Below are 25152 nucleotides of genomic sequence, written 5' to 3' on the forward strand. Positions count from 1 at the left end.
GCGTCAGCGCCGTAATCGACTTTTCCACAAGCACTCCGCATTTTCAACGGAATGATTCACAGTATGTGGAAAACCATGTGGATGGCTTGGGAGGCTTTGGATGACTGACGGTGCGGATTCGGCCCAAGCGATCGATTTATCCACAGCTTGGAAGTCCTCGGTCGATTCATTGTCACCCGGTATGCGGGTCTGGACCCATTCGGCACATCCGCTGACCCTTCACGGCACAACCTTGATCGTTGCGGTACCCGATGACCTCACCCGCACCCAGCTTGAGTCACGCGTTCGGCCCCGACTTGAGGAAGCGCTGAGTGAGGCCTATGGCACCGAGATCCGCCTGGGCGTCACCGTTGACCCGACACTACCTACCGGAATAAATAAACAAGACGATTTGTCGACAATTGATGATGTTGATGAGGATGAAGACGACGACGACGAGTTCGTCCCCAGCTGGGCCGCTAAACGCAACACCGAAGCGCCCCGTCGCGGCAGCGTTGCCGAGGCCCGACTCAATCCGCGCTACCTGTTCGAAAACTTCGTCATCGGCCAATCAAACCGCTTCGCCCATGCCGCGTCGGTCGCGGTAGCCGAAGCGCCGGGCAAGGCCTACAACCCACTGGTGATTCACGGCGAGTCCGGCCTAGGCAAGACGCACCTGCTGCACGCTATCGGTCACTACGTCTTGAATCTATATCCCAGCTCACGCGTTCGCTACGTCAACAGCGAGGAATTCACCAACGACGTCATCAACTCGATTCGGGAGAATCGCACCGCAGCGCTCAAGCGCAAATATCGCGAGATTGATGTCCTGCTTGTCGACGATATTCAGTTCCTTGAGGGCAAGGAATCAACTCAAACTGAGTTCTTTCACACTTTTAATGCGCTACACAACGAGAACAAGCAGATCGTGATGACCTCCGATCGCTCACCGAAATTGCTCAAGACGCTGGAGGAACGACTACGCAACCGGTTCGAGTGGGGTCTGCAGACCGAAATGCTGCCCCCTGATCTTGAGACCCGCATTGCGATCCTGCGCCGGAAAGCCATGACCGAGAAACTCACCGCGCCAGCCGATGTTCTTGAGTTCATTGCCAGCAAGGTGCAGACCAACATCCGTGAACTCGAGGGCGCCCTCATCCGTGCCACCGCATTCGCCAATCTCAACAACCAGACCGTCGATCTCCAACTCGCACAGATTGTGTTGAAGGATCTAGTCGCCGAAGGTGGCGAGCCGGACATCTCGGTCGGCTTGATCATGGCGCAGACCGCGGCCTATTCCGAGCTCACTCTCGACGATCTGTGCAGTACCAACCGAAGCCGAAATCTGGTACTTGCCCGGCAGATCGCGATGTATCTGTGTCGCGAACTCACCGAAATGTCACTGCCAAAGATTGGTCAAGAGTTCGGCGGTCGCGACCATACGACCGTTATGCACGCTGATCGCAAGATCCGCAAACTCATGGCCGAAAGGCACTCGGTCTACAACCAAGTCACCGAACTCACCAACCGCATCAAGCAGCAGGCACGTCAGTCCTGACTGGGCAGTCATCGGTTGCACATCTGGGGATGAACCTGTGGGTAACAGCAAAATACTCGTGGACACATCGCCTTAAAATGTGAACAGCCTGTGGCCAACAGGAAGATACCCACAGGTTCCTGTAGTTTGACCGGCGTTCAACCCACAGGTTATGCACAGCACGAATTACGAGGAACTCAGTGGGAATTCAGGTTGTCCACGGTTTCCACAGTGGCTACTACGACTACTACAGGGATATACATACAAAGACTTCGAAGTAGTTACCGAGCACTCAAAGTGTGCATAACCGCACGCCAAATCACCTCACTACCGCTGACCTACTCAGCCGTGGCAGGATTACCGACACGTACAAAAGTCTATGGAGGACACCGACGTGAAGTTCCGCATCGAACGCGACACCTTGGCCGACGCTGTCGCGTGGACCGCACGCAGCCTCCCAAACCGTCCGAGCGTTCCGGTCCTGGCAGGGCTCCTCATCGAAGCCGGCGACGAGGGCCTCACACTTTCGGGCTTCGATTATGAAACGTCGACGCGCGCAACATTGCCTGCGGACGTGTCGAATGACGGTAGTGCTTTGGTATCAGGCCGGTTGCTAGCCGAGATCGTTAAGTCGCTGCCCAATAAGCCCGTCGACATTGAACTCGTCGGCAGCAAAGTTTCAGTCGTATGCGGCAGTGCGCGCTTCAGCCTGCAGACGATGCCGGTTGAGGAATATCCACAACTTCCACAGATGCCATCGGCTTCCGGTTCAATCAAAGCCGACGCATTCGCCGGCGCCGTCAGCCAGGCTGCAGCTGCTGCTGGCCGTGATGAAATGTTGCCACTGCTGACCGGCGTTCGTCTCGAAATGGACGGCTCGACCATCTCGCTGATGGCAACCGACCGCTTCCGTGCGAGTCTTCGCGACCTCGAATGGGTTCCCGAACAGTCCAACAACACCGCTCAAGCGTTGGTTCCAGCGCGGGTTCTATCTGAGACCGCACGTTCGCTGGTTTCAGGTGGCGACATCACGGTCGCAATCGCCAGCGGTGACAGCGGCGAGGGTCTCATCGGCTTCGAGGGGACAGTCGGCAGTGGAACGCGTCGCACGACAACCCGCTTACTCGAAGGCGATTTCCCCCGCGTACGCCAGTTGTTTCAAACCCAGGCCGAGACCGTTGCCTATGTCGACACCCATGCTTTCGTGGACTCGGTCAAGCGTGTCGCCTTAGTTGCCGAACGCAATACGCCAGTGCGCCTCACCTTCGCTGATGGCCAGCTTCTCCTCGAAGCTGGCAGCGGCGACGAAGCACAGGCATCCGAATCGATCGAAGCTGCCATCAATGGGCCGGACATCTCGATTGGCTTCAATCCGAGTTACCTACTTGAGGGTCTTGCAGTCATGACCGATCCGGTCGTGCACCTGTCATTCACCCAGCACACTAAGCCCGCGGCACTCGCCGGCGTCCAGGAAGTGGGCGCCGAACCTGACTTCGCGTTCCGCTACCTGATCATGCCGGTGAGGTTGCATAGTTAGAACAGAAGAAGGAGCGCAACACGATGCATATCGGACTCGTCGGCCTCGGTAAAATGGGTGGCAATATGCGCGAACGGATGCGCAATGCGGATATCACGGTTATTGGTTATGACCGCAACGCTGAGGTCAGCGACGTGGCCTCCCTCGAGGAACTTGTCGCTCAACTTCCCGCACCGAAGGTCGTCTGGGTCATGGTCCCCGCTGGTGATCCCACCACCTCGACCGTCACCGAACTCGGTGATTTGCTTGACGCTGGGGATGTCGTTGTTGACGGCGGCAATTCCCGCTGGACCGACGATCTCAAACACGCCGCACTGCTGGCGGAGAAGAGGGTTGGCTTTGTCGATGCGGGCGTCAGCGGCGGCGTCTGGGGACTAGAAAACGGCTACGCGCTCATGGTCGGCGGATCGACTGAGGATGTTGCCAAAGTTCAGCCTGCCTTTGATGCGCTCAAGCCCCCAGGACCATCGGGTTTCGTCCATGCCGGCAAGGTCAGCTCGGGCCATTTCTCCAAGATGGTGCACAACGGCATCGAATACGCCGTGATGCAGGCATACGCCGAAGGCTATGAACTGCTCGACAAAGTGGACATGGTGGAGAACGTCACCGAAGTGTTTGACTCTTGGCGTGAAGGCACCGTGATTCGGTCTTGGTTGCTAGACCTATTGGTCAAGGCGTTACAAGATGATCCAGGCTTGGCCAAAATTGCCGGCTACGCCGATGATTCGGGTGAGGGTCGCTGGACTGTTGAGGCAGCGATTGACAACGCGGTGCCAGTGCCAGCAATTGCGGCCTCCTTGTTCGCACGTTTCTCGTCCCGCCAGGATGACTCGCCGTCGATGAAGGCCATTGCCGCGATGCGCAATCAATTCGGCGGCCACGCGGTCAAGTCCGAAAAATAGGACGGTATGCACGTCGCGCACCTTTCGCTGCACAACTTCCGGTCGTACGAGACCGTCGAATTCGATCTTGAACCCGGATCGACAGCGTTTATCGGTGCTAACGGGCAGGGTAAGACTAATCTGATCGAGGCGATCGACTACATCGCTACCCTCGGCTCGCATCGGGTCGCTCAGGACGCGCCGCTCGTACGCGCTGGCACCGACCATGCGGTCGCCCGCGCCACCGTCGTGCGTGGCGATCGAACCGCGTTGCTCGAAGTCGAGATCACGCCGGGCAAAGCCAATCGTGCTCGCATCAACAAATCACCGTTGCCGCGTAATCGGGACATTGTCGGCATTCTGCGGACCGTGTTGTTCTCACCCGAAGACTTGAAATTGATCAAAGGGGATCCGAGCGATCGACGACATTTCCTTGATGCGCTGCTGAGTCTTCAGATTCCGCGACTGGCTGGCGTGAAGGCCGACTATGACCGCATTCTTCGCCAGCGCAACACCCTCCTGAAGACCGCGGGTCGGCGCCGCGATGTCGAACTTCCAACGCTCGACATTTGGGACGAAAATTTGGCGCGGGTTGGTGGCGAATTGATGGCCGCGCGTTATGCCCTACTCAATGCACTCGCACCACACTTGGCGGCCGCGTATGTCCAGGTCGCCGCCGACGCTGCCGAGAACCGGCGTAGCGCCACCGCGATCTACAAACCTTCGTTTCACGTGGAACCAGACGCGCACGACATCGAATCCCTGCGCCAAGCACTACTCGACGAAGTTGCCCGGCGCCGACGCGACGAACTCGATCGTGGCATCAGTCTGGTCGGCCCGCATCGCGATGAAGTGACGCTCACGCTCGGCGATCTGCCGGCCAAGGGTTATGCGAGCCATGGCGAATCTTGGTCATTTGCGCTCGCGCTCAAGCTTGCATCCTTCGAACTGCTACGCGAGGACGGCGACGACCCGGTGTTGATTCTCGACGATGTGTTTGCGGAGCTCGATGTTGGGCGGCGCGATCAATTGGCAGCGATGGTCGCTGGTGCGGAACAGGTTCTGGTCACGGCGGCCGTCGACACCGATGTGCCCGAGGGTCTCAACGGTCACCGGTTTCGCGTTAAGGACGGCATGGTGACCCGTGACTGAAACACCGAATGAACCGACTGATTCGCCGGTGCCCAAAGATGGCCTCGAACTCGCCCGTGACATCGCCGATGGTTATCGCGGCGGCGTACCATCGCGCAGACGTCCCACCCAACGCCGCGGGGAACAGGACATCACCACCAAGCGTGCGCATCGTGATGACGCGGAGCCGTTATCACGATTTGTTGGCAAACTGATCGAGCAGCAGGGCTGGGAGGACAGCCTTTCCGCGCAGCGGGTGTTCTCCGACTGGCCAGCAATCGTCGGCACGGAAGTTGCCCAACACTGTCACGTAGTTGGTCATGTTGATGGTCAGGTCGAGGTGGAGGCCGATTCAACGGCATGGGCAACTCAACTCCGGTTGCTGGCGCCACGCATTGTGGCCAAACTCAATGCCGAACTCGGCCAAGGATCGGTCGTGCGCTTGCAGATCCATGGACCACAGAAGCCGAGTTGGACAAAAGGCAAGCGGACGATTCGCGGCGCGCGCGGACCGCGCGATACCTACGGTTAGCGCGGGACCAAACGCGCAAAGACGCCAATCGTTAGTGCGGTCGCGACACCAACCAGACCGAGGATTCCAGCGGCCTCAAGCAACCCCGCAATGCCATTGGCTGGGCGTACGCCGATGGCAATCAAGAGGATTCCTGCCGCGGCGGCACCGAATAGTGCTAGCACGATTGATCGAATTAGTCCGTCGCTCTGGGGTCGGTGGATCGTGCCGACCACGATCGCAACGGCCGTTCCCCAGGCGAGTGCTACGGCAAGCGCACCAACAACATCACTGGGGCGATGCCAGCCGCCGACGATAGTTGACGTTCCGACGAGCGTTGCCGCGAACGAACCAAGAGCAACGACCAGCGGGCGAACCAACGGCGGGGCGACCAGCACGGCAGCAAGTACGGCCGAGATCGCCACCGTTGTGTGCCCACTGGGAAAACTGTTGATCGTTGCTAGGTCGAAGTCAGGTCGATCGAAATAGACTTTCTTTAGAAACTGGGTGGTGATGTTGGCGCCGGCAACGATGGCGATGGCCCCCGCCGCGATTGCGAAGCGCCGGCGCAACAGCGCGAAGACCACACAGGCCGCCAACACGACAGCCGTGGTCCCGACGGTGATGTTGCCCAGATAACTGTGCAGCTGTTGCAGCGCCACTGATCCGGCCGACACCGTATGCATTGCCGAGTCATCGACCCGCTGACCATATGCGGTCGCGACGAAGAACCGCTCGAGTACAAATACCGCGACCACCGCTAGGAAGAAGAGTGCGACAGCGGAGAGTAAACTTCCGCGGCGCTCGATGGTCTGATTCACGACTCAACGATGCCTGAACGCTCCAACTGGGCGCTGACCGACCCAATCGGAAACGCCGCTCAGAGCGGTTTTGAGCGCCTCAACCCATACTGGGCACCAAACACGTGCCTCTCAAGCGTTCCAAGAGTGTCTCCTGTGGCTCTCTGAGGTACTTCCTGAACGATTAAGCGCCCGATCAACAGTGGATATCTCGTGTAAGGCCCCTAACAGCCGCTATAATCGATTTGTGAGCCAAACTCCAGATTCTTCGCATACGTACGATGCAAGTGACATTCAAGTTCTCGAAGGACTGGAGGCAGTACGCAAACGCCCCGGTATGTATATCGGTTCGACCGGCGAACGTGGACTCCACCATTTGGTTTACGAAGTTGTCGACAACTCAGTCGATGAAGCGCTGGCCGGATACGCAAGCCACATCGATGTGACGATCCTCGCCGATGGTGGCGTTCGGGTGATTGACGACGGCCGCGGCATCCCAGTCGATGAGCATCCGATCGAGAAGGTCCCGGCCGTGACTCTCGTACTCACGTCGCTCCATGCGGGCGGCAAGTTTGGCGGTGGCGGCTACAAAGTTTCCGGCGGCTTGCACGGCGTCGGCGTTTCGGTGGTCAATGCGTTGTCGACCAAGTTGTATGTCGACGTCAAACGCGATGGCTATCGGTGGACGCAATCATTCACTTACGGTGATCCGGACGCTCCGCTCAAGCGTGAAGAGGAATCGGATGCGACCGGCACCACGACGACGTTCTATGCCAGCAAGGACATTTTCGAAACTACGGTCTACACCTACGACACGCTGCGCACTCGGTTCCGCGAGATGGCGTTCCTCAACAAGGGTCTTGAGATTCGGCTCCACGACGAGCGGGTGCTGGAAGGCGATGATGAGGAGACCAAACGTGAGGACACGTTCCGCTTCGACGGTGGTCTGATCGATTACGTCAACCACATCAACGTCGGTGGGAAGGCACCCATTCACCGCGACATCATCGCCTTCGACCGCGAGGACGAGAAAGCGGGCATGTCGCTCGAGCTCGCGATGCAGTGGAACACGAGCTACACCGAATCGGTTCACACCTTCGCCAACACGATCAACACTCATGAGGGTGGCACCCACGAAGAAGGCTTCCGCGCTGCGCTCACCAACACGGTTAAGCGCTTCGCCGAGGCGCAGAATCTGATGAAGGGCAAGGACGAACTCTCAGGGGATGACATCCGCGAGGGTTTGACCGCGATTATTTCGATCAAGCTCGAAGAGCCACAGTTCGAGGGTCAGACCAAAACCAAACTCGGCAACACTGAGGCTAAGGGCTTCGTCCAAAAAATTCTTAACGATGAACTCGGCGCCTGGTTCGAACAGAATCCAAGTGAGGGCAAGGTCATTGTCCGCAAGAGCATCGATGCCGCGACCGCCCGTATGGCGGCGCGCAAGGCGCGTGACCTCACCCGTCGCAAGGGTCTGCTTGGCGGCGGTGGGTTGCCCGGCAAGCTCTCGGATTGCCAGTCGACCAATCCTGAAGAATGTGAAGTTTTCATCGTCGAGGGCAACTCCGCCGGTGGCTCAGCAAAGGGCGGGCGCGATCCGCGCACCCAGGCGATCTTGCCGTTGCGCGGCAAGATCCTCAATGTCGAGAAGGCTCGGATCGACCGCATCCTGCAAAACACTGAAGTGCAGGCGATCATTTCGGCGCTCGGCACCGGCGTCCACGATGAGTTCAACATTGATAAGTTGCGCTATCACAAAGTCGTCCTGATGGCCGATGCTGACGTAGACGGTCAGCACATCTCGACCCTGCTGTTGACGTTGCTGTTCCGCTTTATGCGACCCCTGATTGATGCCGGCCACGTCTATCTCGCCCAGCCGCCGCTGTTCAAGATCAAGTGGACCAACGCTCCGCACGAGCTCGCCTACTCCGAACGTGAGCGCGATGTTCTGCTTGAAGCCGGTGCGGCCGCCGGCCGCCGACTTGCCAAGGATGCGCCGATCCAGCGCTACAAGGGTCTTGGCGAAATGAATGACAGCGAACTGTGGGACACGACGATGGATCCGGCGTCCAGAATCCTGCGCCAGGTGACGTTGGATGATGCCGCGAACGCCGATGAGATCTTCACGATTCTCATGGGTGAGGACGTCGAACAACGTCGCACCTTCATCCAGCAGAATGCCAAAGATGTCCGGTTCCTCGACATCTAGTCCGAGCCCGCCCCCGACCGTCTCGCCCACGTACCTATAGCCCCTGCACCTGAGGACAACACCGTGACTGAAATACAACCGCCGCAGCACGACCGGATCGAACACGTCGAGTTGCAGGACGAGATGAAACGCTCCTACATCGATTACGCGATGAGCGTCATCGTGTCGCGCGCGCTCCCCGACGTACGTGACGGGCTCAAGCCCGTACACCGTCGCGTTTTGTATGCGATGTATGACGGCGGCTACCGCCCGGACAAGGGTTTCTCCAAGTGCAGCCGCATCGTCGGTGACGTCATGGGTCAGTACCACCCACATGGCGACACCGCGATCTATGACACTTTGGTTCGACTGGCTCAGCCGTGGGTCATGCGCGCACCGATGGTCTCGGGGCAAGGCAACTTTGGCTCGCCGGGCAATGATGGCGCTGCTGCGATGCGTTATACCGAGTGCCGGCTCGCGCCGATCGCGATGGAAATGGTTCGTGACATCGATGAGGACACTGTCGACTTCCGGCCCAATTACGATGGTCGTTCGATGGAACCGACGGTCTTGCCGGCGCGTTTCCCCAATCTTTTAGTCAACGGTTCGGCCGGTATCGCGGTCGGCATGGCGACCAACATTCCGCCGCACAATCTGCGCGAAGTTGTCGCCGGCGTCCAGTGGGCGTTGGAAAATCCCGAAGCCAGCAAGGAAGAACTACTCGAAGCATTGATGCAGCGCATCAAGGGTCCCGACTTCCCGACCAATGGTCTGATCGTCGGCACCAAGGGCATCGAGGACATGTATCGCACCGGTCGCGGCTCGGTCCCGATGCGCGCGGTCGTCTCGATCGAAGAAGACAACAAGGGCCGTATGTGCTTGGTCGTCACCGAGTTGCCCTATCAGGTCAACCCGGATAACTTGGCGCAAAAGATTGCTGAGCTGCATAACTCCGGCAAGGTCCAAGGCATAGCTGATCTGCGCGATGACTCGTCATCGCGCACCGGCCGCCGCCTCGTCATCGTGCTCAAGCGCGATGCCGTCGCCCGGGTTGTGCTCAACAATCTCTACAAACACACTGAGCTCCAGTCGAACTTCTCCGCCAACATGTTGGCGTTGGTCGATGAGGTGCCGCGCACCCTTACCCTCGACGCCTTCATCTCCAACTGGGTCACCCATCAGATTGAAGTCATCCAGCGACGTACGGCATACCGGCTGCGTCGGGCTGAAGAACGCGCGCATATTCTGCGCGGTCTGTCCAAGGCTCTTGACGCGCTCGATGAAGTCATTGCACTGATCCGCCGGAGCCCATCGGCCGAAGAAGCGCGTGGCGGCCTGATCACGTTGCTCGGCATCGATGAGTTGCAGGCAAACGCGATCCTCGACATGCAGCTGCGCAAGCTGGCTGCGTTGGAGCGCCAGAAGATTCTTGACGATCTTGCTGAATTTGAACGGCTGATCGCCGACTACCAGGACATCCTCGCCCGACCCGAACGCCAGCGCTCGATCGTGTCCGAGGAAGTTGCTGCGATCGCAGAGAAGTTCGGCGATGATCGCCGCAGCCAGATTGTCGCCGCCGATGGCGACATTTCGATGGAGGATCTGATCCCCGACGAAGAAGTCGTCGTGACGATCACCCGCGGCGGTTATGCGAAGCGCACCAAGACTGACCTTTATCGTGTACAAAATCGCGGCGGCAAGGGCGTACGCGGTGCGCACCTCCGCATGGATGACGTCGTCGAGCACATGTTCCCGACTACGAGTCACCACTGGATTTTGTTCTTCACAACCGCCGGCCGCGTCTATCGGTCAAAGGCTTATCACCTGCCCGAGGCCGGGCGCGATGCTAAGGGCGGACATGTCGCCGGGCTGTTGTCATTCCAGCCCGATGAGGAAATCGCGCAGGTTTTGGCGATCCGCGACTATGACGAATACCCCTATCTGGTGCTTGCCACCAAGAAGGGCCTGATCAAGAAGACCAAGCTCGCCGACTACAACAGCCCACGTCAGTCCGGCATCATCGCCATCAACTTCCGCGATGAGGACGATGAGTTGATCGGCGCAAAGGCCATCACCTCCGACGATGACCTGATGTTGATTTCGCGCAAGGCTCAGGCGATCCGTTTCCGTGCCGATGACGAGCAGCTTCGACCAATGGGACGTGCCACTTCGGGCGTCACCGGCATGAAGTTCCGCGGTGATGACCAAGTGTTGTCGCTGTCGGTCATACGCGAGAGTGAACGTGGTGAAGGGGCGGGCCAGCAGTATGTCTTCACCGTCACTAACGGTGGTTTCGCCAAGAAGACTCGCGTCGAAGAATATCGACTTCAGGGACGTGGCGGTATCGGCATCAAGGCCATGCAGATCACTGATGCGCGCGGCGAACTTGTTGGCGGGTTGGTTTTGCACGACTCCGATGACGTCATCTCGGTCACCGCAAAAGGTCAGGTGACTCGCAGCCTCGTTTCTGGGGTCAATGCCACTGGTCGTGGCACGATGGGTGTGAGCTTTGTGAAGTTCAAAGGCAAGGACCACGTCGTGACGATTGCTCGTAATGCCGAACACCTCGATGACGAAGGCGTGACCGAGGACGAAGGCGTGACCGAGGACGCGACAGCCACAATTGACGGCCAGAACGACGAGAGTGGAGAGCAGTGACCGACAAGACTCCTGAGACGAAGGGTGCGGGACCGGCCAAACCCCCGGGCAAACCTTCGGGCAACCCTTCGAACAAGCCGCAAGGCAAGTCGCAGAGCAACCCTTCGAACAAGCCGAAATCCACGCCTGCCACCGCATCGAATGCTGGCCCGCCGGTCCAGCCACGCAAGCCGGTGGTCAAGACCGAACCGGTCAAACGGCCTGGTGGACCGAATGCCGCAGATGCGACCAAAGCTAAGTCGCCGGTGACCGCGGGCGACTATGCCCGTACGACCTCGAATTCGCCAGACAACACTGCGGTGATCCCGGTGGTCAGGGATGAGCCAGCGCAGAAGTCCAAATCAGGAACAACGACTCGGCAGGCAAGTCTCAAGGTCACTCACGTCGATCCTTGGTCGGTGTCCAAAGTCGTGTTCGCGCTGACCGTCGCGATGATGATCGTGGCCGTAGTTGCCGTGACGATTCTTTGGGTCGTGCTGTCCTTTGCCGGCGTCTGGGACCAGATCAACTCGAGTGTCACGACCGTGTTGAGCGATGATTCGAGCAGTTTCGACATCACTCATTATCTCGGCTTCGGGCGGGTCGTCGGACTGACGCTGATCCTGTCGGCGATCAATGTCGTCATCACCACGGCGGTCGCCACGATTGGCGCTTACCTCTACAATCTTGCAGCCCAGCTCGTCGGCGGACTCGACGTCACGTTGGCTGAGGAGGACTGACCCGGCGGATGCCTGTCTCGCGTTTCGTGGCCATCGGCGACAGCATGACCGAGGGCCTCAACGACGGGGACGACAGCGGCGGTTATCGCGGCTGGGCCGACCGCTTGGCGGTCGATCTCGCAGTAGCCAATCCCGAGGTTCGTTATGCCAACCTGGCGCTGCGTGGGTTGTGCGCCGGCGATATCCGTGCCGCCCAACTCGCCCGGGCCCTCGAGCTCAAGCCGGATCTGGTGACCGTCGTCGCCGGGGTCAACGATTTGATTCGGATCAAGTTCGACGCAGATATTGTCGGTCGTGAGATCGAGGCGATGTTCGAAGCACTCAATGCCAGTGGCGCTCATGTCGTGACGCTGTTGTTGCCCGATGTGAGTCGGCTGATTCCGCTTGCTCGGCCGTTGCGTAAGCGCATCATGAGCTTCAATCGCCGGATCGAACAGGCCGCTCTGCGTCATGACGTCACGATCGTGGACGGGTCGACATACCCCTTCATGTATGACCCGCAGACTTGGAGTGCGGATCGGTTGCACGCCACGCCGCTGGGCCACCGGCGTATCGCAGCTGCCGTTGCCGAGACGCTGGGCGTGGCGCATGTGGGCGATGAATTGTCGTCCCTGTTGCCCGCGCCACCGCATCAGGGTGTTCCGCGTCGGGCGGCTGTTGAGACTCGTTGGTTGGTGTCATTCTTCGTTCCGTGGTTGCGCCGTCGGTTCACCGGGCGTTCATCGGGCGACGGTAGAACCGCAAAACATTGGGACCTTGTGCCGGTTGAGGTGCGATCGGATTGAACTCCGCGACGTCGATCTACGGGGCTAGTACCTACCCGTTTTGGGGTCACACGGGTTGATGCGGTAATCTTCAACGCTGGTGAGGGGCGTATAGCTCAGCTTGGTTAGAGCGCTTCCCTGATAAGGAAGAGGTCCGAGGTTCAAGTCCTCGTACGCCCACTGAAATTACCCTTGGGAGGGTCGTATGAAGAAGCTCATCGCACTAGCCGTAGCCGCCGCAGTGGCAGTTTGGTCAGTGAAAAAGGCTGGTTCAAAACCTTCCACCGATGAATGGGCTGCAGGCACCGACAAGCTCTGATTCACAAGAGAAAATTTCATCTGGGGCCATGGCGCAATTGGTAGCGCACCTGCTTTGCAAGCAGGGGGTTCGGGGTTCGAGTCCCCGTGGCTCCACAAATGGGTTATCTACGAAACTGTGGGTACCTAGACTACGAAACTCCGCGAAGTGCTGTTCGCGTTGATGTTTCTGGTGGTTTGAGACGCGTGATCGGTGCGGCCGGTCTGTCGATCGGCCGTTCTGGGTGCGGTTTGATCGGTTGATCGTGTTTTGAGCTGTTTTTGGGCGCGACGATTCCTGGGGTCGTGCCTGTGCGGGTGTGGTGGCGCTGGCTACCTGGCCGGCCAATTCAAGGTATTGGGCTAAGTAGGCTTTTCCTCATAAAACCGTTCATGCTTGGTGCCGGCATATCGTTTGATTCGTTTGCGCTCTATTGCCGCTGACTCGGCGGGGGTTCGTTGCAGGAACGCTTTGATAGTGCGCAGGTTCGTCGAAACGATTTTCATAGCGACCGCGATATCATCGCCGTTGGCGTAGAACGCATCCTCGGCGGTCTTCAACTTCGTCTCGCGGAGTGGTGGAACACCATGGGTCGTATAACTCTGACTTTCGGTGTTCTCACGGTGGATGCTGTTGCCGGCGTGACCTGCCGCCGCCGGTTAGGCTGTGGCTACAGGTAACAGGCCCGCGGAGCGTAAGGGACAACAAAATGATCGATCAACCGGTTGCACAAGACGACGCGTGGAGTGCTGCGGGGGGCCTGTCTATATCCGGTGAGCCGTCGGGGTGGCAGGACGTGTGCCAGGTTGAGGACATCGTTGACGGGCGGGGGCGGGCGTTGATGCTCAAGGGCACACAGATCGCGTTGATGCGCAACGATCAAGACGTCTACGCTTTAGGCGGAGTCTGTCCGCACCTAGGCGGTCCGATCGCAGACGGGACAATCGTCGGGCACACAGCCGTATGTCCGCTGCACATGTGGGACTTCGACCTGCGCTCAGGGATCTCGCCGTTCAACCCAGCCGACTCACTGCCGACCTACCAGTCCCGAGTGGTCGACCAGATAGTCCAGATTGATGCAGACTCAGTACCTTGGGGACCCGGCCGGCCGGAGATGTATTTGGGTCCGTGGCTTCGCCTCGGCGCCACCGACCGGGGAATGGAACTGATCCAGCAGCTCTCCACCAGCGGAAAAGCGCCAGTTGAGGCCATGGGCTCGCAACGTTTAGAAGCCGACCAGGACCGCGGGCGCAGATACGCCTCGCTGGACGATCTGGTCTTCATTCCCGCCCAACTTGACCGCCTGCCGTTGCTCGGCGACAAACCAATAGATACCGGCGTTGTGCTGGGATCCCGGGTGGCTAGCCCACTTCGACTTGAGATTCCCTTGCTAGTCAGCCACATGAGTTTCGGTGCGTTGTCGGTTGAGGCGAAAGTGGCACTGGCTGCGGGGGCACGCCGGGCGGGAACGGCGATCGGCAGCGGCGAGGGCGGCATGCATCCGCGCGAACGTGCCGAGGCCGGTGCCTATATTTTGGAAATGGCGTCGGGATACTTCGGTTGGACCGAAGAAGCCATCGCGCAGGCTGATGCTGTCGAGGTTAAAATCAGCCAGGGCGCCAAGCCCGGGCAAGGCGGACTGCTGCCCGGGGCCAAAGTGACCGAAGACATCGCCGCCGTGCGAGGTATCGAAGCGGGCACAGCAGCGCACTCCCCTTCCCGGTTCCCTGACCTCAATTCAATCGGTGACCTAGCACGCAGGATCGACTGGATCCGCTCGATCAAGCCGGGCATCCCGATCGGAATCAAATTTGCCACTGGGAACGTTGAGGCCGATGTTGCTGCGGCCGTGGAGGCCGGGGCCGATTGGATCACGATCGACGGGTTTGGCGGCGGGACCGGTGCCGCTGCGGTACATGTCAAGGATCACGTGGGGTTGCCTGGATTTATCGGGTTGCGCCGCGCCCGAGTATGGCTGGACAACCATGGCATCCATGACATTCAGCTAGTCGCTACCGGCGGCTATCGCACTCCCGCCGAGATGGCCAAGGTTTTGGCGCTGGGTGCCGACGCGGTTGCCCTGGCCACCGCTTCAATGATTGCGATCGGCTGCCAGCAATATCGTGCCTGCCATCGCGGTACCTGCCCAGTCGGGATCGCGACCCAGAACGCAGAGCTGCGAGCACGACTCGATCCCGATGTCTCCGCGCAGCGGCTGTTTACCTTCTTGACCGCCGCCACGACCATGATCACTGACTACAGCCGGATCACCGGCCGGTCCCGGATCGCCGACATGTCAAGCGTCGACCTGGCTGCGCTTCACTCCGACACCGCCAGCTGTCTAGGCCTGCAAACCCAGTCATTTAGTTAGGTGCGATTGGAACACCGTCGGATCTTTATTAGTTGAGCACGCCTTGGGTAGCGGTATCGAACAATGATAGGGCCTGTTCAGGGGTCAACCCGTGCTCGGGCGCCACGGGGGTCACGAGTGCGAATGCTTCCTCGCAGCCGGTGGAGCGGGTCAGGCTATCCACTAAACCGTGCAGTACATCCGCGCAACATTGCTTTGCTTTCATGGCTTGGCTCCATCGTGGGGAGGTCAAGGGTGTCGATCGCCGGCCACGTTCGAGGTTAGCGAGCGCCCCAGGCATGGATTCAGTTCAGACCACGGGTCGCAGCGTGAGGCGGCATGAAATATGAAGATTTGCCCGGAACCGTATGAAAGCCTGAAGCTACATTGAAAGGAGGCCTCTAACGGCGGGCGAAATCGAGTTTCGTAGTCAACCCACAAATAATGTTGGCCCGGACCGTGCGTTGGTCCGGGCCAACAACATTTTTAAGACAAGGCATGAGAACTCCCTCGGGTCCCCTGCACGGTGCAGAACGGACCCGGCTACCTTTTCGATCAAAACGTGCAAAGCCGACTAGGGATACCCCGGTGGGCTTGGCGGCGCTGGGCGCGCGGTTGTGCATTGAGGGGAGGCCGACGAAATATCGGCGGGCCGCAGTCGAGCAGCATTCGAGTGGTGGCAACATCAGGTCATGCGCAGACGGCACGCACTCGGATCCCTACTTATCGTCAGTGTCACCGGCGTCCCTGCGTATTTCGTCGCTTTCCTGTTCGCGTACGGCTTCCAAGATTCGGTGGACGTCGCTGATCACGCCGTGTTCTTGATCCTGATCGGACTTTTCGCGTCGGTCGCTGGCTGCATGTCACTCGCAGTACCGCTCACGCACTCGCCCTATCCACCTCGCCGCCGTCGCCTCGCTTTCGGCGTCCTCGCGTCGCTATCGCTCAATGCCGCCGTTGTTGGAGTCGGGAGCATCGTGAGCGCGACCCACAAAGATGAGGGCTCGGTGTCACAAAACTTCTCGACACTGACTGACATCTTGGTTGCCGTGGGTTTGTTCGTCGTCGCTTCGGCATTAGCACTTGCGACTCGGCGCATTAAATTCTGAGATGGGCGGGCGAACGACCAAGTTGTTGACATTCAGTCGACAAGATGTATCGGGAATGTGCGGGCTTGGCAATAACAGAGGCCGGCCTAGCTTGGTTCCGTGGCATCGATGCGACTGCGGAAGACCTACGAAGTCTTGCGTACGAAGTGAACCTCTCCAACGATCTGATCCGCTGGCTCGCACCGACTTGAGATGTTGAAGAACAACGTCTGCTCGGTCGCTGCCCTGCAACTCGAGTTGATCAGCAACGAACCAAGAGTATGACCGCCGAACTCCGCTAGATTAACGACGTGCCCACTGTCCGCGACCTTCGTCCCGTCGTCGCGACGGTCGTGACGGCGACTGTGTCGATCGGCCTGCTGGCCTTGGCCGTGCGCTTCGGCTGGCTCGGCGCCGACACCGGCCGCGGGGCCAATTTTTGCGAGGCCGCTCGCGCCGGCTGGGTCAAGCAGCCGGCCAACGCGTTCTCCAACCTGGGGTTCGTCGTCGCCGGACTGACGATCGGTTGGCGGGCTCGCTTCCCGGAGCGCCTGGGCGACACGTTGCCGCGGTTCCCCGGACTCGCGACCGGCTACGCGTGCCTCGTGGTGATCCTGGGCCCGGCGAGTGCTGCCATGCACGCAACCCAGTCGTCGCTGGGCGGGCTGTTGGACCTGACCTCGATGTACCTCGTCGCAAGCTTCGCGGCGGCATACGCCGTGACCCGCTGGCGGCGTCGAAATTCGAGGTTCTTCTGGTCGGTGTTCTTGCTGCTCGTTGCCGCATGCGAGCTGATCGGTATCTGGGGGCCGGTCCTCCCGGTGGTGCACTTCGCCGGCAACGTGGCGTTCGCGTTTTTGCTCGTGGTCGCCGTGGTCGTGGAGACGATGCTGTGGCGGGGTGGTCGCGCGCGGGCCGATCTGAGGTACGGCGCCGCCGCACTGACGTCGATGCTCGTCGCATTCACGATCTGGAACCTGTCCCAGCACGGCTGGTGCGACCCGGACTCACTCATCCAGGGCCACGCGGCCTGGCATCTTTTGGGGGCCGTCGCGGCATACCTGTTGTTCCGTTTGTACGCGAGCGAGCGAACCGTCACCAGTTGAGGGATCAGGCCTTGGGAAATACGAGTTCAATCGGTTGTTGCAACGTCGCTGGGAGAGCTGCACCTACGCCGTGAGCGAAATCCCTTTCTTGTCGGCTGGGCGTCGTGATGTCATGCGGCATGGATCTTCTTGTTCTGGGCGGTACGGCATGGCTGGGTCGCGAAATAGCCGCGGTAGCGGTCGCGCGGGGTCACGCGGTGACGTGCCTGGCTCGCGGGCAGTCCGGGCAGTTCGCTGAAGGGTGCCGATCGGTGATCGGCAACCGCGACAACCCGGATGCCTATGACGCCGTAACCGGCCAATCGTGGGACGCTGTGGTTGATGTTGGGCGTCAGCCCGGCCACGTGCGTCGAGCGGTCACCGCATTGCAACCGATGGCCCGGCGGTTTCTGTTCGTCTCCAGCGGAAACGTCTACGCCAGCCAACGCGAGCTCGGTCAAGACGAGGATGCCCCATTGCTGCCGCCACTGTCCTCGGACGTGATGGAGTCGATGGAGTTCTACGGCGAGGCCAAGTCCGCTTGCGAGGAGGCTGTGCTCAACGGATTCGGGCCGGACCGCGCCTTGATTGCCCGGGCTGGGCTCATCGGTGGGCCCGGCGATGAATTCGGGCGGTCGAGCTACTGGCCGTGGCGCTTCGCCCACCCCTCGAATCACAATCAAGAGGTACTTGTGCCCGACGGTCCCGATCTACCGACCAGCGTGATCGACGCCCGTGATCTGGCGCTGTGGCTGGTGGCCTGTGCTGAGGCTGGCACATCGGGGACGTACAACGCAGCCGGGGAGCTGTGTCGATTGGCGGATCACCTGATCGTCGCCCGTACCGTCGCCGGTCACTCCGGCCCGCTGGTCGCAGCCACACCGGGCTGGCTCAGCGAGCACGAGGTCCAAATGTGGATGGGTCCGCGATCGCTGCCACTGTGGATCGATGACCCGGACTGGTACGGCTTCAACGCCCGAAGCACCGACCGCGCCCGGGCCGCCGGTTTGACGACTCGGCCGCTCGAGGACACGCTGGCCGACACCCTCGCCTGGGAAGAAAGCCGCCGGGACCAAGGGCCGCACGGTGCCGGCCTCACCGACAACGAAGAGAAGGAATTGCTGCGAATCCTCTCCGCGATCACCAGATAGAGGACCGTGTCCGGTGATCGATCGCGGGCCGAGACGGTGAACCGCGTCGTGACGGGGATGGAAGACTCATCGCATGAAAGTTCTTTTTGTCGCTGGGTTTGCCGTCATCAGCAGTAAACCGGTGCAGGACATCAGTCTCCTCGTCGACACGTTGGGCCTTGCGCTCCGGCCGCCAGCCAGTGTTCCAAATTCGGAGTATCGGTATTCCGAACACATCGAAGGCGTCAAGCACTTCGGGATTTGGCCGCTGTCGGAGGCGGCAAGCGCCTGTTTCGGTACGCCGGAGTGGCCCGCGACGCATCCAGTGCCGCAGGCCACGATCGAGTTCGAGGTGGACGACGTAGAGGCGGCGGCGGCAGAGTTGCGCGGCAAGGGCTACCGTCTCGTCCACCCGGTCCGCACTGAGCCGTGGGGGCAAGTCATCACGCGCTTTCAGTCACCCGACGGTGTCTTGCTGGGTGTCTGCTCCACGCCCCATCTGGCAGCTACCTGAGTTCTTCCCGCTCCCCAGTGCACATCGTGGTGATAGCCGACGCGCAGTCGCCGTATCGTCAGAGTTTTTGTGTGCGCAGTCTTAGGGCGTTGCCGATGACGCTGACCGAGGAAAAGGACATCGCGGCGGCCGCGATGATCGGGGAAAGCAGCAACCCGAAGAACGGATACAAGACGCCCGCGGCGATGGGAATTCCGGCGGTGTTGTAGGCGAAGGCGAAGACGAGGTTTTGCCGGATGTTGGACATCGTCGCTTCCGACAGTTTGCGGGCGCGGACGATGCCGGTGAGGTCGCCCTTGAGGAGGGTGATTCCGGCGCTCTCGATGGCCACGTCGGTGCCCGTTCCCATCGCGATACCGACGTCGGCCGCGGCGAGGGCGGGTGCGTCGTTAACGCCGTCGCCGGCCATGGCGATGATTCTTCCTTCACCGCGAAGCCGTTCTACCACCGCGCTTTTCTGGTCGGGAAGAACTTCGGCCTCGACCTCGTCAATGCCGAGCTGACGTGCGACGGCTTCTGCGGACGTGCGATTGTCACCGGTCAGCATGATGACGCGAATGCCATCCTCGTGCAGAGCAGCGATGGCGTCGGCGGTTGTCGGCTTAATCGGATCAGCGATGGCGAACACCGCGGCCAAGTGGCCGTCGATACCCGTGAAGATGGCGGTAGCACCTTCGCGGCGAAGTTCATCGGCTCGAGCTGCCAATTCGGTGGTGTCGACGCCAGCGTCGTTCAGGAAGTCGGCGTTGCCGATGACGATGTGTTCGCCTGCAACAGTTCCTATTACGCCCTTGCCGACGGGTGAGTCGAAATCGGTGACGTCAGCGATATCTAGGCCAGCTGTTTCTGCTGCTTCGACAATCGCTCGACCCAACGGATGTTCGGAGGCACGTTCGACGCTCGCTGCCACGGCGAGCACGTGATCGTTGTCGAAACCGCTCATTGTCTCAATGTGGGTGACCGAGGGGCGGCCTTCGGTTAGTGTTCCGGTCTTGTCGACCACGAGTGTGTCGACCTTTTCCATACGCTCCAGGGCTTCGGCGTTCTTGATTAGGACGCCGAGTCCTGCGCCGCGGCCGACGCCGACCATGATCGACATCGGTGTTGCCAGGCCGAGAGCACAGGGGCAGGCGATGATCAGGACAGCGACCGCCACGATCAGAGCGTGAGCGAGCCGCGGGTCGGGTCCGACCAGTGACCAGATGACAAAGGCAATGACGGCGATGCTGATGACGGTGGGGACGAACAGCGCCGCGACCCGGTCGGCAAGACCCTGGATGGGAGCCCGTGATCGCTGGGCGTCGGCCACCATGGACACGATCTGAGCCAGCATCGTCTCGCGGCCCACCTTCTGGGCAACGATGATCAGGCTGCCGGTCTGGTTCACCGTTCCCGCGATGACCGCGTCACCGCTGGTCCTGGTGACCGGCATCGACTCGCCAGTGACGAGCGACTCGTCGATCGAGGAACGGCCCTCTTCGACCTGGCCGTCGACGGGGATCTTTTCACCGGGTCGTACGCGGATCCGGTCGCCCAGCCGCACCTCATCCAGCGGCACTTCGTTCTCGCTGCCGTCAGCGTCGATCCTGCGAGCAGTCTTCGGCGTCAAATCCAGCAGCGCTTTGATCGCGCCAGAGGTTTGTTCGTGGGCACGCAACTCCAACACCTGGCCGAGCAGCACCAAGACGGTGATGACGGCTGCGGCCTCGAAGTAGACGTCGACCGTCCCATCCATCGACCTGAAGGAAGCGGGGAAGATGCCCGGCGCCAGCGTGGCGACCACGCTGAAAAGCCAGGCCACGCCAGTGCCCATCGCGATCAGCGTGAACATGTTGAGCTTCATCGTGCGTAGCGAGATCCAGCCGCGCACGAAGAACGGCCAGCCAGCCCACAGGACGACCGGAGTTGCCAACACGAACTGGATCCAAATGGACGTCTTCGGAGAAATCACATCATGCATTGCGGGGAACAGGTGGCCGCCCATCTCCAGCACGAACACCGGCAGTGCGAACACCAGCCCAATCCAGAAACGCCGGCTCATGTCCGCGAGCTCCGCATTGGGTCCGCTGTCGGCTGATACCTCCACAGGTTCCAACGCCATACCGCAGATCGGGCAAGCGCCGGGCCCTGACTGACGGATCTCAGGGTGCATCGGACAGGTGTACTCGGCCGTCTCGCTCGCAGCAGTCGCTGTAGGCGTCGAGGCGGCGGCAGCGCTGGTGTACTTTTCAGGGTTCGCGTCGAAACTCGCCTTGCAGTGCTCAGAGCAGAAGTAGTAGGGATGCTCGCCATGCTCGGAATGAAAAGCAGTATTGTGCGGATCGACGTCCATGCCGCAGACCGGATCCTTCACGGTGCCTACGGCACTGTCGGTCGTCTTCTGGCCGGTCCCTGCATTGTTTGTCATGGTTGAGCCTTCTTTGTTGTCCACATAGCCGGGCGTGTCCATCGGGTGTTCTCTGTCCGGATCATTTCCTGCGCCACCTACATTACCCCCTAGGGGTATACTCAACGCAAGGGCCAGCTGGCTTTTCCGGTCAGGACCTCGGCCCCGACAGGAGGGGCCCTTTGCTACTGAATCGGAGAAGCAACACCGGTGAGAATGATTGCTACCCCACATTCACGAGCTTTCCGCTCGCAACGGGTTGTTTGGTCAGAGATGTGGACGACAACAAAAGGAGTTGAGTGGCCATGATGTGGTGGCACGACGGGATGGGTTGGGGCGGCTGGGCCGCTATGGCTGTGATGATGGTGGCCTTCTGGGCGCTGGTGATCTTCGGACTGATCGCCGTCGTCGGCAGAACAGGTGAAGGCAAACAAGAGGCCAGAACTCCTCACCTAGATCCCCAGGACATTCTCCGTGAACGCTTCGCTCGCGGAGAAATCGACGCCGATGAGTATCACGCCCGCCAAGCGACACTCCGCATGAACGAATGACACCCACTTCCAACAGCTGAGCAGTCCGCCCTTTTCTGCCCACTAGGACGGACGCCTTCGACGACGCGCCGTTGGCGACTAGTGAGACGGGTCGGCGGGTCGGGTCGGCGCAGCTTTGATTGAGGCCATCGCCAAGTCCGGATGGGCATCGGCCACTTCGAGGATCCGGTTGTACTTTGCGATTCGCTCGCCGCGTGCGGGAGCGCCCGACTTGAGTTGGCCACAGCCCGACCCGATTGCGAGGTCAGCGATGAATGGGTCGTCGGTCTCGCCGGAGCGGTGGGAAATCATGGCAGCGTATCCGGCCTCTCGACACACCTGCAGTGCCTCGAGGGTCTCGGTGACCGTCCCGATCTGGTTGACCTTGATCAGCGCGGCGTTGCCGACCTTGCGTGTAATGGCATCGCGGATAATCGCGGGGTTCGTGACGAAGATGTCGTCCCCGACAACCTGCGTCGTCGCACCGATGCGCGCCGTGAGCTGCACCCAGCCGTCCCAGTCCGCCTCTGCCAGCCCGTCCTCGATACTCCAGATCGGAAAGCGGCCTAGGAGGTCCACGTAGTAGTCAATCAGCGCGGATGTGCTGAGCGTTTCCCCTGCCACGACGTAGTGGCCATCGTGATGAAACTCGTTAGCAGCGGGGTCCAACGCGATTGCTACTCCATCAGGTCCAGGGGTGTTCCCCGCATCCTTGATCGCTGCGACGATCGTCGCAAGCACGTTCTCGGGCTCGGCGATGTCTGGGGCGAATCCTCCCTCGTCGCCCAGGCCCGTCGCGAAACCTTCCGCTGTCAGGCGCGCCTTCAAGGCGGCATACACCTCGGCTCCAGCACGCACGGCCTCGGCAAAACTAGGCGCACCGACCGGCGCGATCATGAACTCTTGGAAGTCGAGCGAGTTCGGTGCGTGCGCGCCGCCGTTAAGAACGTTGAAGTGTGGCACTGGCAGCATTGCCTGAACGCCGGGAGGTGTGAGGTACTGCCATAACGCAAGGCCTTCGGAGTCTGCGAAGGCGCGCGCGGCAGCCATCGAGACCCCGACGAGCGCGTTAGCTCCAAGACGGTGTTTGTTCGCCGTCCCGTCCAGTTCGATCAGGTGACGATCCAGCGCGGCCAGGTCCGAAAAGTCGCGACCACTGAGCGCCGCGCTGATGTCGACGTTGACGTGGCCGACTGCCGTCAGGGTGCCTTTTCCCTTGAATCGCGCCAGGTCGTCGTCGCGTAGCTCGACTGCCTCGCCGCTCCCTGTGGATGCACCGGAAGGGACGCCGGCGCGGGTGATCCCGTTGGGAGTCTTGAGGCATACCGAGAGGGTTGGTCGACCTCGCGAGTCGAGGATCTCGACGGCGTGCACGGACTCGATGCGAATACTCATGGGACTCCAAGGACGGTTGGCGGGATACGTCCAGTCTGCCCCCGGTCGCATAAGACTAAGAAGGGACCTGAGTCCTCGTACCCCACCGGTGGAGTGGTTTCAGGAGCGGCGGGTCGGCGGCGCTACTCTGAAACAGACGGTGGTGGGGCTCGACGGCAACTGCAGTAATGACTGCCAACGGTTCCTATCTGATGCGAGATCGGAGCACGCCGTGACGTACGTGGTGCTGATCTTGGCCCGCGCCGGTTCGGCATCGTCGTCCACCTCGCCGGGTGACCGACGACCGAACCGCAACCTCTAGGAGGAACGAATCATGAACCACGCAGAGCCGCTTCATGTCACCGTCAGAGATGACACCTCAGCAACACCAGAATGTCGACTTGTGGTCGGCTACGACCGTCACGACGCGGCGCCGTCGGCGCTGGCTTTCGCCGCGGACCTTGCTGTACGTCTTGGCGGCGATCTTCACGTTGTCCATGCAATCAACCTCAGCGACTATCCGTTAGACCCGGACGCTGACAACTGGGAGGGGGAGGCGCGCGAGACTCTGCGTGGTGAGGAACGAGCCATCGGCGAACTGTTGGCCGGTTTCTCGGGGCACTGGTCGTTCCACGCGACCCACGGAGACCCGGTGCGTCTGTTGAGCGATGTCGCTGAGCAAACCGACGCGCTGATGGTCGTCATCGGGGCGCACGGCCACGGGTTCGGCGCCACCGTGGCCCGAATGCTCGGTGGCTCCACCGAATACCACCTCCTCGCGGGCAACACCACCCGACCCGTTGTGGTCGTGCCCGATGGGACAGCCGACTCCGCCTGACGGGACGGCTGCGGGACCGCGGTCTGGATGGGCGCTTGGAAATCGAGACGTGGCATGCTGAACCTATGGGAAATCGACCCAGCGGCTTTGCCTTCAAGAGGGTTGGCAATGATGTGGAGATCAGTCACAACGGTCGCCGTGCAACAACGCTCCGCGGCGCCGCTGCTGACTGGTTCTTGGCCGCCGTGGAGGTCGGCGATTCACAGGCGCTGATGGCTCGGGTGACGGGCAACTATAAGCGCGGGAACAAGCGCGTCGCCAAGAACCATCCGCGCAACCAAAGACCATGACCCGACAGGCCGGCTATCGGCATAGGGCCGTCGTATAACCGATTGGCAGATTGGTCGTGCGTCAGTCGATGCGATGGGCAGTTCGGTTGCATAGTGGAAGCCATTGTTGGCCGGGTTTCCATTCCCATGAAATGTCTTGGGTGCATCCGTCTTCGCTGAACGTGTGGGTGGCGCGCTCGTGCTCGCCGGTGAGCGTCCAGCTGCGGTCATCAACGGTCATCGTGTAGTCGCGGGCGAAGCCGTGGTTCTCGATCGTACGAGCGAAGTAACGCCCGGCTTCGGCGTCCCAACCCATCAGGCTCAGAGTGTCGAACGGGCCTTTTGCCCGCTCGTCTTGCACCACGAAGTAATTGCCCGAGTGCCAACGCGCCGAGTGGATGCTGCTCCAGGGTGTGGGATCGGCGTGCGGATTGTCTGGTGACTGGTGATCTCCACCGTACGAAGTCCCTTGTGCGTGCCAGTCGCCCAGAAATGCTGCCAACTTCTCATGGGGCGCGGGGTCGAACGCAGTCGCTTCGCTCATAGTCGCTCCTTCGTCAATGGATGACTCCTAGATGTAGA

The 25152-nt window shown here is 60.5% G+C and carries 23 protein-coding genes and 2 tRNA genes; 20 read left to right on the forward strand and 5 right to left on the reverse strand.

Annotated elements, in window-relative coordinates; genetic code table 11:
* Positions 1 to 100: 100 nt before the first annotated feature.
* The 5 genes from dnaA to AC2YB9_RS00025 all read left to right on the forward strand — a co-directional run bounded on the left by dnaA (position 101) and on the right by AC2YB9_RS00025 (position 5597).
* Positions 101 to 1537, forward strand: a complete 1437-nt coding sequence (gene dnaA / locus AC2YB9_RS00005; protein WP_487266720.1) for a chromosomal replication initiator protein DnaA — start codon at positions 101 to 103, stop codon at positions 1535 to 1537.
* A 373-nt stretch (positions 1538 to 1910) separates the two neighbouring features.
* Positions 1911 to 3053, forward strand: coding sequence for a DNA polymerase III subunit beta (dnaN, locus tag AC2YB9_RS00010; protein WP_487266721.1), 1143 nt, complete (start codon positions 1911 to 1913; stop codon positions 3051 to 3053).
* Positions 3054 to 3076: 23 nt separating this feature from the next.
* Positions 3077 to 3955, forward strand: coding sequence for a phosphogluconate dehydrogenase (NAD(+)-dependent, decarboxylating) (gene gnd / locus AC2YB9_RS00015; RefSeq protein WP_487266722.1), 879 nt, complete (start codon positions 3077 to 3079; stop codon positions 3953 to 3955).
* A gap of 6 nt (positions 3956 to 3961) precedes the next feature.
* Positions 3962 to 5086, forward strand: a complete 1125-nt coding sequence (gene recF, locus AC2YB9_RS00020) for a DNA replication/repair protein RecF (RefSeq protein WP_487266723.1) — start codon at positions 3962 to 3964, stop codon at positions 5084 to 5086.
* Positions 5079 to 5597, forward strand: a complete 519-nt coding sequence (locus AC2YB9_RS00025; RefSeq protein ID WP_487266724.1) for a DciA family protein — start codon at positions 5079 to 5081, stop codon at positions 5595 to 5597. The genes recF and AC2YB9_RS00025 overlap by 8 nt, the downstream gene beginning before the upstream one ends.
* Here the strand turns inward: AC2YB9_RS00025 and AC2YB9_RS00030 are convergent.
* Positions 5594 to 6397, reverse strand: a complete 804-nt coding sequence (locus AC2YB9_RS00030) for a phosphatase PAP2 family protein (RefSeq protein ID WP_487266725.1) — start codon at positions 6395 to 6397, stop codon at positions 5594 to 5596. The genes AC2YB9_RS00025 and AC2YB9_RS00030 overlap by 4 nt on opposite strands.
* Positions 6398 to 6623: 226 nt before the next feature.
* Here AC2YB9_RS00030 and gyrB point away from each other — a divergent pair, with 226 nt between their 5' ends.
* The 6 genes from gyrB to AC2YB9_RS00060 all read left to right on the forward strand — a co-directional run bounded on the left by gyrB (position 6624) and on the right by AC2YB9_RS00060 (position 13122).
* Entirely contained in the window at positions 6624 to 8588 is a 1965-nt protein-coding gene (gyrB, locus tag AC2YB9_RS00035) for a DNA topoisomerase (ATP-hydrolyzing) subunit B (protein WP_487266726.1), read from the forward strand.
* Positions 8589 to 8711: 123 nt separating this feature from the next.
* A complete protein-coding gene (gene gyrA / locus AC2YB9_RS00040) occupies positions 8712 to 11225 on the forward strand; it encodes a DNA gyrase subunit A (protein ID WP_487268644.1) in 2514 nt (837 codons plus the stop codon).
* Positions 11222 to 11944 carry a DUF3566 domain-containing protein gene (locus AC2YB9_RS00045; protein WP_487266727.1) on the forward strand — a complete coding sequence of 241 codons (723 nt, stop codon included), beginning with the start codon at positions 11222 to 11224 and terminating at the stop codon, positions 11942 to 11944. Before gyrA ends, AC2YB9_RS00045 begins: the two co-directional genes overlap by 4 nt.
* A gap of 8 nt (positions 11945 to 11952) precedes the next feature.
* Positions 11953 to 12729, forward strand: a complete 777-nt coding sequence (locus tag AC2YB9_RS00050) for an SGNH/GDSL hydrolase family protein (protein ID WP_487266728.1) — start codon at positions 11953 to 11955, stop codon at positions 12727 to 12729.
* 84 nt (positions 12730 to 12813) lie between these two features.
* Positions 12814 to 12888 (forward strand) — tRNA-Ile (locus tag AC2YB9_RS00055).
* Positions 12889 to 13049: 161 nt separating this feature from the next.
* Positions 13050 to 13122: transfer RNA gene (locus AC2YB9_RS00060), tRNA-Ala, on the forward strand.
* Between the two features lie 246 nt (positions 13123 to 13368).
* Here AC2YB9_RS00060 and AC2YB9_RS00065 read toward each other — a convergent pair.
* A complete protein-coding gene (locus AC2YB9_RS00065) occupies positions 13369 to 13566 on the reverse strand; it encodes a hypothetical protein (RefSeq protein WP_487266729.1) in 198 nt (65 codons plus the stop codon).
* A gap of 236 nt (positions 13567 to 13802) precedes the next feature.
* Between AC2YB9_RS00065 and AC2YB9_RS00070 the strand changes: the two genes are divergently transcribed.
* The 6 genes from AC2YB9_RS00070 to AC2YB9_RS00095 all read left to right on the forward strand — a co-directional run bounded on the left by AC2YB9_RS00070 (position 13803) and on the right by AC2YB9_RS00095 (position 19173).
* Positions 13803 to 15377, forward strand: coding sequence for a glutamate synthase-related protein (locus AC2YB9_RS00070; protein WP_487266730.1), 1575 nt, complete (start codon positions 13803 to 13805; stop codon positions 15375 to 15377).
* A 671-nt stretch (positions 15378 to 16048) separates the two neighbouring features.
* Entirely contained in the window at positions 16049 to 16465 is a 417-nt protein-coding gene (locus tag AC2YB9_RS00075; RefSeq protein WP_487266731.1) for a hypothetical protein, read from the forward strand.
* A gap of 65 nt (positions 16466 to 16530) precedes the next feature.
* Positions 16531 to 16656, forward strand: a complete 126-nt coding sequence (locus AC2YB9_RS00080) for a hypothetical protein (protein ID WP_487266732.1) — start codon at positions 16531 to 16533, stop codon at positions 16654 to 16656.
* A gap of 99 nt (positions 16657 to 16755) precedes the next feature.
* Positions 16756 to 17550, forward strand: coding sequence for a ceramidase domain-containing protein (locus tag AC2YB9_RS00085; protein ID WP_487266733.1), 795 nt, complete (start codon positions 16756 to 16758; stop codon positions 17548 to 17550).
* Between the two features lie 119 nt (positions 17551 to 17669).
* A complete protein-coding gene (locus AC2YB9_RS00090) occupies positions 17670 to 18680 on the forward strand; it encodes a Rossmann-fold NAD(P)-binding domain-containing protein (RefSeq protein ID WP_487266734.1) in 1011 nt (336 codons plus the stop codon).
* A 73-nt stretch (positions 18681 to 18753) separates the two neighbouring features.
* Complete coding sequence (locus AC2YB9_RS00095) at positions 18754 to 19173, forward strand: VOC family protein (protein ID WP_487266735.1); 420 nt, start codon at positions 18754 to 18756, stop codon at positions 19171 to 19173.
* Between the two features lie 58 nt (positions 19174 to 19231).
* Here the strand turns inward: AC2YB9_RS00095 and AC2YB9_RS00100 are convergent, their stop codons facing one another.
* Positions 19232 to 21580 carry a heavy metal translocating P-type ATPase gene (locus tag AC2YB9_RS00100; RefSeq protein ID WP_487266736.1) on the reverse strand — a complete coding sequence of 783 codons (2349 nt, stop codon included), beginning with the start codon at positions 21578 to 21580 and terminating at the stop codon, positions 19232 to 19234.
* A 284-nt stretch (positions 21581 to 21864) separates the two neighbouring features.
* On the opposite strand from AC2YB9_RS00100, the gene AC2YB9_RS00105 reads away from it, so the two are divergent.
* Positions 21865 to 22110 (forward strand): SHOCT domain-containing protein, encoded by a 246-nt coding sequence (locus AC2YB9_RS00105; RefSeq protein ID WP_487268645.1) that lies wholly within the window; start codon positions 21865 to 21867, stop codon positions 22108 to 22110.
* Positions 22111 to 22188: 78 nt separating this feature from the next.
* Here AC2YB9_RS00105 and eno read toward each other — a convergent pair whose 3' ends face one another.
* Positions 22189 to 23484, reverse strand: coding sequence for a phosphopyruvate hydratase (gene eno, locus AC2YB9_RS00110; protein ID WP_487266737.1), 1296 nt, complete (start codon positions 23482 to 23484; stop codon positions 22189 to 22191).
* A gap of 313 nt (positions 23485 to 23797) precedes the next feature.
* Here eno and AC2YB9_RS00115 point away from each other — a divergent pair, with 313 nt between their 5' ends.
* Both AC2YB9_RS00115 and AC2YB9_RS00120 read left to right on the forward strand, forming a co-directional pair.
* On the forward strand, positions 23798 to 24301 hold the full coding sequence (locus AC2YB9_RS00115) for a universal stress protein (RefSeq protein ID WP_487266738.1): 504 nt from the start codon (positions 23798 to 23800) through the stop codon (positions 24299 to 24301).
* Positions 24302 to 24366: 65 nt separating this feature from the next.
* Positions 24367 to 24591, forward strand: coding sequence for a hypothetical protein (locus AC2YB9_RS00120; RefSeq protein ID WP_487266739.1), 225 nt, complete (start codon positions 24367 to 24369; stop codon positions 24589 to 24591).
* A gap of 61 nt (positions 24592 to 24652) precedes the next feature.
* Here AC2YB9_RS00120 and AC2YB9_RS00125 read toward each other — a convergent pair whose 3' ends face one another.
* Complete coding sequence (locus AC2YB9_RS00125) at positions 24653 to 25114, reverse strand: hypothetical protein (RefSeq protein WP_487266740.1); 462 nt, start codon at positions 25112 to 25114, stop codon at positions 24653 to 24655.
* Between the last annotated feature and the right edge of the window lie 38 nt (positions 25115 to 25152).

It is taken from the genome of Aeromicrobium changchenzhani, from assembly GCF_057586615.1.